Genomic DNA, 5,027 nt, shown 5'->3' on the forward strand with positions numbered 1-5,027 from the left:
TAACGACGCCCCCGCGGCTTGAACAGACCCGGCGTGCAAGCGGGCTCTAAAGCCTCAGCTTGACATTGCAGAGGTCACGTTCGGTGGGATCGGTTTTGACGTCGAAGCCGAGATTTCTGCACATTTCCAGCATGACGGTGTTTTCCTGAAGGACATCGCCGGAGATCATCTTCAGCCCTTCCGCCTTGGCGTATTCGATGATCAGCTGCATCAACGCCCAGCCCAGCCCCCTGCCCTTGAGATCCGAGCGCAACAGGATCGCATACTCCCCGCTCTCATAGACCGAGTCGGAGTGAATTCTCACGACACCGACCAGTTCGTTAGTTGCCTCGTCGAGAGCAACGAAAGCCATCGCGCGCGCGTAGTCGAGCTGGGTCAGGCGCGCGATGAACTCATGCGTGAACTCCTTCATCGGTGCGAAGAAGCGCAAGCGGAGGTCCTCAGGGGTGACATGCTTGAGAAACTCATGGATGGTCGGCTCGTCCTCTGGCCGGATCGGCCGGGCGAAGATGCGCCAGCCATCCTTCACCTGGAGATGCCGCTCCCATTGTGTCGGATACGGACGGACGGCAAAATTCGCCGGGCCGGCCCCCTTGAATTTCGGCGGAACCCTGCCGACGGCGACACGCGCATCGACCGCTAAAACGCCGCTCTCGTCGGCAAGCAACGGATTGATATCCAGCTCCCGAATTTCGGGCACGTCGGCTGCGAGCTGCGCAAGCTTGACCAGGACCATGGCGACGGCGTCGGGCTTCACTGCCGGAACATCGCGATAGGCCCGCAACAGTCGGGAGACGCGCGTACGCTCGATCAGGTTACGCGCAAGATGGAGATCGAGCGGAGGCAGACCGAGTGTCTTATCATTGATGATCTCGACTGCGGTACCGCCGCGTCCAAACACGATGACGGTCCCGAATGTCGGATCATCGGCAACGCCCATGATCAGCTCGCGCGCCTTGGCGCGCACGACCATCGCCTGCACGATCACGCCGGAAATCCGCGCGTCGGGCCGAACCGCCTTGGCGCGGGCGATGATCTCGTTCGCCGCGTTGCGGACGGCCTCCACCGTGGTCAGATTGAGAACGACGCCGCCGACGTCGGATTTGTGCACGATGTCCCGCGACAGGATCTTGAGCACGACGGTTGCGCCCTGCGCAAGGAGCTGGCTCGCATAACCCACCGCCTCGTCCACCGTGGACGCGGCGAATGTCGGCACCATTGCGATGTCGTAGGCCTCGAGCAGCCGGCTGATCTCGACCGGATCGAGCCAGGTTCGCCCATCTGAGAGCGCCGTGGCGACAATTCGCCGGGCGGTCTCGACATGCGGCGCAAACGAGCTCGGCATGGCGGGCGGGACGGCCGCGAGCGACTCGACGACTTCCCGATGGCGAACCAGATGCATGAAGCCGCGGACAGCGTCGTCCTCCGTGGGGTAGTTCGGAATCCCCGCGCCGCTCAGCGTCTCGATGACGTTTTGCTCCGCACCGACCCATGCCGCGAGCACGGGCTTGGCCCAGCGCCGGTGTTGCTTCCGATAGGCGCTGACGAACTCAGTCACGGCTGCCGCAATCTCGCTGGCCGACGCGATCGCGGTCTGCACGTTCATGACGAGGACGGCATCGTTGGCCTGGTCGGCCAGCAGCGCCTCGAGCGCGGCGGTATAGCGCGCGGCGTCGGCATCGCCGACAATATCGACCGGATTCGAGCCCGACCAGGTCGCCGGCAGCAGCGCGTCAAGCTTGTCGTGAACCGCGGGCGACAGCGTTGCCGAAACACCGCCGAGCTCGACCAGCCTGTCGACCGCGAGCACGCCGATTCCACCGCCATTGGTGAGGAGCGCAAGCCGCTTGCCGGCGGGCGACTCGACGCGCCCCAATGTCTCCGCGCAATCGAACAGCTCGCGCAGATCAGAGACGCGCAGCACGCCCGCGCGACGGAACGCCGCGTCGTAGACCGCATCCGCTCCGGCGAGAGCACCGGTGTGAGTCGCTGCGGCCCTTGCTCCAACTGCGCCACGCCCCGACTTGACCACGACGACAGGCTTGACCCTCGCCGCGGCCCGCGCGGCCGACATGAACTTGCGGGCGTCCTTGATGGCCTCGATGTAGAGCAGGATCGCGCGGGTGCCGCCATCCAACGCAAAGTGATCCAGCAGGTCGGCCAGATCGACGTCGAGCTGGTCACCGATCGAGACGATGCCTGAAAACCCGACCCCGCGCTGCGCCGCCCAATCCACCATTCCGGCCGCGATGGCACCGGACTGCGAAATCAGCGCCAGCTTGCCGGCAACCGGCATGTGCGCCGAGAAGCTTGCATTGAGTTTGACGGTCGGCATCATGATGCCCAGGCAGTTCGGCCCGACCAGACGCATGCCGTATTTCTGCGCCGCGTTGTCTGCCTGATCGGCCAAAGATCCGACTCCATGGCCGAGTCCCGACGTGATGATCAGCGCGCCAAGGGTTCCCAGCGCGCCGGCGCGGTCGATCAGATCGGGGATGGAAGGCGGTGGTGTCGTAATGACAACGAGGTCCGGCACGAACGACAAATCAGCGAGATCCCGAACCGCGGCGACGCCGGCGATCTCCGGATATCGTGAGTTGACCAGACCGACCTGCCCTTCGAATCGCGCCTTGACGATGTTCTCGAGGATGGCTCGTCCTACCGAGCTCTGCCGCGGGCTGCCTCCCACCAGCGCGATGGAGCGAGGCAACAGCAGGTTCCGCAATCGGTAAGTCGACATGTCGATATCCAGCACGAGCCCGCGGAAGGCGGCCAATTCCCGCGCCGGCATCTTAGTTTCAATCCGCCGAGGGTCCAGCGTGACGTAGCATCCCAACATCGAGAGGAATGTGACCAGCTTCTTTCCCGGAGTACTCCCCTCGTCAGGACCGGTGGCGCTTGATAGGCCTTCATGTGTGCCGAGCACCTTGAGGAACATCAAAAGGGGGCGGCCCAAAACGGCCTATGCGGCTGGGCACAGGCTTGAGGAGGCCCTTCATGCGCGCGATGGTGCTGCATAAGCCGGGAGCCCCTCTTCGACTCGAGATGCTGCCCGATCTCGAACCGGGCCCCGGCGAGATTCGTGTCCGTGTCGGCGCGTGCGGCGTCTGTCGCACGGACCTCCATGTCCTCGACGGCGAGCTGCCTGACATCGTGTATCCGATCATCCCGGGTCACGAGATCGTCGGCTATGTCGACCGTATCGGGACGGGCGTGACAATGCATCAGCTCGGGGCGCGAGTCGGCATTCCCTGGCTCGGCCACACCTGCGGTCACTGTCCCTTTTGCCTGCGCGGGATGGAGAATCTCTGCGACGCCCCCGCCTTTACCGGCTACACACGCCATGGCGGCTATGCCACCCACGCCGTCGCCGACGCGAGCTACGCATTTCCGATCGAGGGCGCAGGCGACGACGTTGCGATCGCGCCGCTGCTGTGCGCGGGCCTGATCGGCTGGCGGTCGCTGGTCATGGCCGGCGAGGCCGAGCGGTTGGGACTCTACGGATTCGGAGCAGCAGGCCATATCGTTGCCCAAGTCGCCCGCTGGCAGGGGCGCCAGATCTACGCCTTCACCCGGCGAGACGACCGAAGCGCGCAAGACCTCGCTCTCCAACTCGGCGCGAGCTGGGCCGGAGCCGCCGACGAGCGTCCCGATGTCGATCTGGACGCAGCAATCATCTACGCCCCCGCCGGCGAGCTCGTTCCGGCCGCGCTACGGGCGGTCCGCAAGGGCGGCCGGGTCGTCTGCGCGGGCATCCACATGAGCGATATTCCGAGCTTCCCCTACTCGCTTCTCTGGGGAGAACGCCACGTGGTATCTGTTGCGAACCTCACGCGGCAAGACGGCCTGGACTTCCTGCGCATCGCGCGCGAGGCTCAGATCCGAACCCACGCCACGGCGCATCCCTTGTCCGACGCGAACGGCGTTCTTGCCCGCTTGAGGAAGGGTGACATACTCGGCGCAGCCGTCCTCGTGCCCGACCTCTGAATCGCGAACCGGAAGGCCGCCGCTCATGAGTTCACCATCCGACCAGGATATCGTTTTCGCATTCCTGGGCGATCCCAGCCGTCATGCGGACGTCCGTCGGATCGATACGCACGCGGCTTCCGTCTTCCTGTTCGGCGATCGCGCCTTGAAGATCAAGCGGGCGATCCGGCTGCCGTTTCTCGACTATTCGACGCTCACGCTTCGGCAGGCCGCGTGCACGAAGGAACTCGAGGTCAATCGCGCATTCGCCCCGGACATCTATCTGCGCGTCGTCGCGATTACCAAGAAGCCAGATGGGTCCCTTGAACTCGATGGATCGGGCGCTCCGGTCGAGTATGCCGTCGAGATGCGTCGGTTTGACGACAGCAACACGCTCGACCACCTCGCCCGCAATGACCGATTGACGGCAACTCTGGCCGAAGATCTGGCGGACACGATCGCCGCCTCACATTCACGCGAAGTCGCAGCGACGATCCCGCCCGGTGCATGGATCGGCTGTATCCCGCGCTGGATCGACGCGTCGATCGCCAGCCTCGCGGCGAACCCACGACTTCCGCAGACCGAGATCGAAAAACTCGGTGAGCTCTGCCATGCGGCGTTCGCCCGCCTCACGCCGCTGCTGGAGAACCGCGCCGCCAAGGGCGACGTCCGGCGCTGTCATGGCGATCTTCATCTGGCGAACATCGCAATGATCGGCAATAAGCCGGTGCTGTTCGATGCGATCGAGTTCGACGATCGGATAGCCACGATCGACATCCTGTACGATCTTGCATTTCCGCTGATGGACCTGCTGCACTTCGGGTTGTCTGCTGCGGCCAATCGTCTCCTCAACCGCTATCTGTCGATCGTCGCCCCCGACCAGCTCGATGGCTTGGCCGTCCTGCCACTCTTCATGGCCCTTCGCGCGGCCATCCGCGCGCAGGTGTTTCTCGCGAAGCTCGATCGGGCGGATGCCGACCATGGCGATCCCGATCGTTCGGCGACATTCGAGACCGCCAGGAGCTATCTTCAACTCGCCCGCCGGCTCATACAGCCGTCCG

The 5,027-nt window shown here is 64.5% G+C and carries 3 protein-coding genes; 2 read left to right on the forward strand and 1 reads right to left on the reverse strand.

The genetic code is table 11. The annotated features are described in order from the left end of the window. Positions 1–46 precede the first annotated feature (46 nt). A complete protein-coding gene (locus BRAS3809_RS18525) occupies positions 47–2,740 on the reverse strand; it encodes a bifunctional acetate--CoA ligase family protein/GNAT family N-acetyltransferase (protein WP_008963611.1) in 2,694 nt (897 codons plus the stop codon). Between the two features lie 257 nt (positions 2,741–2,997). Between BRAS3809_RS18525 and BRAS3809_RS18530 the strand changes: the two genes are divergently transcribed. Both BRAS3809_RS18530 and BRAS3809_RS18535 read left to right on the forward strand, forming a co-directional pair. Next, positions 2,998–3,987 carry a zinc-dependent alcohol dehydrogenase family protein gene (locus BRAS3809_RS18530; protein WP_008963612.1) on the forward strand — a complete coding sequence of 330 codons (990 nt, stop codon included), beginning with the start codon at positions 2,998–3,000 and terminating at the stop codon, positions 3,985–3,987. A gap of 25 nt (positions 3,988–4,012) precedes the next feature. After that, a partial coding sequence (locus BRAS3809_RS18535) for a phosphotransferase (protein WP_035656767.1) occupies positions 4,013–5,027 on the forward strand: 1,015 nt, incomplete at its 3' end.

This window comes from Bradyrhizobium sp. STM 3809, from assembly GCF_000239795.1.
In the GTDB taxonomy this organism is placed as follows: Bacteria; Pseudomonadota; Alphaproteobacteria; order Rhizobiales; family Xanthobacteraceae; genus Bradyrhizobium.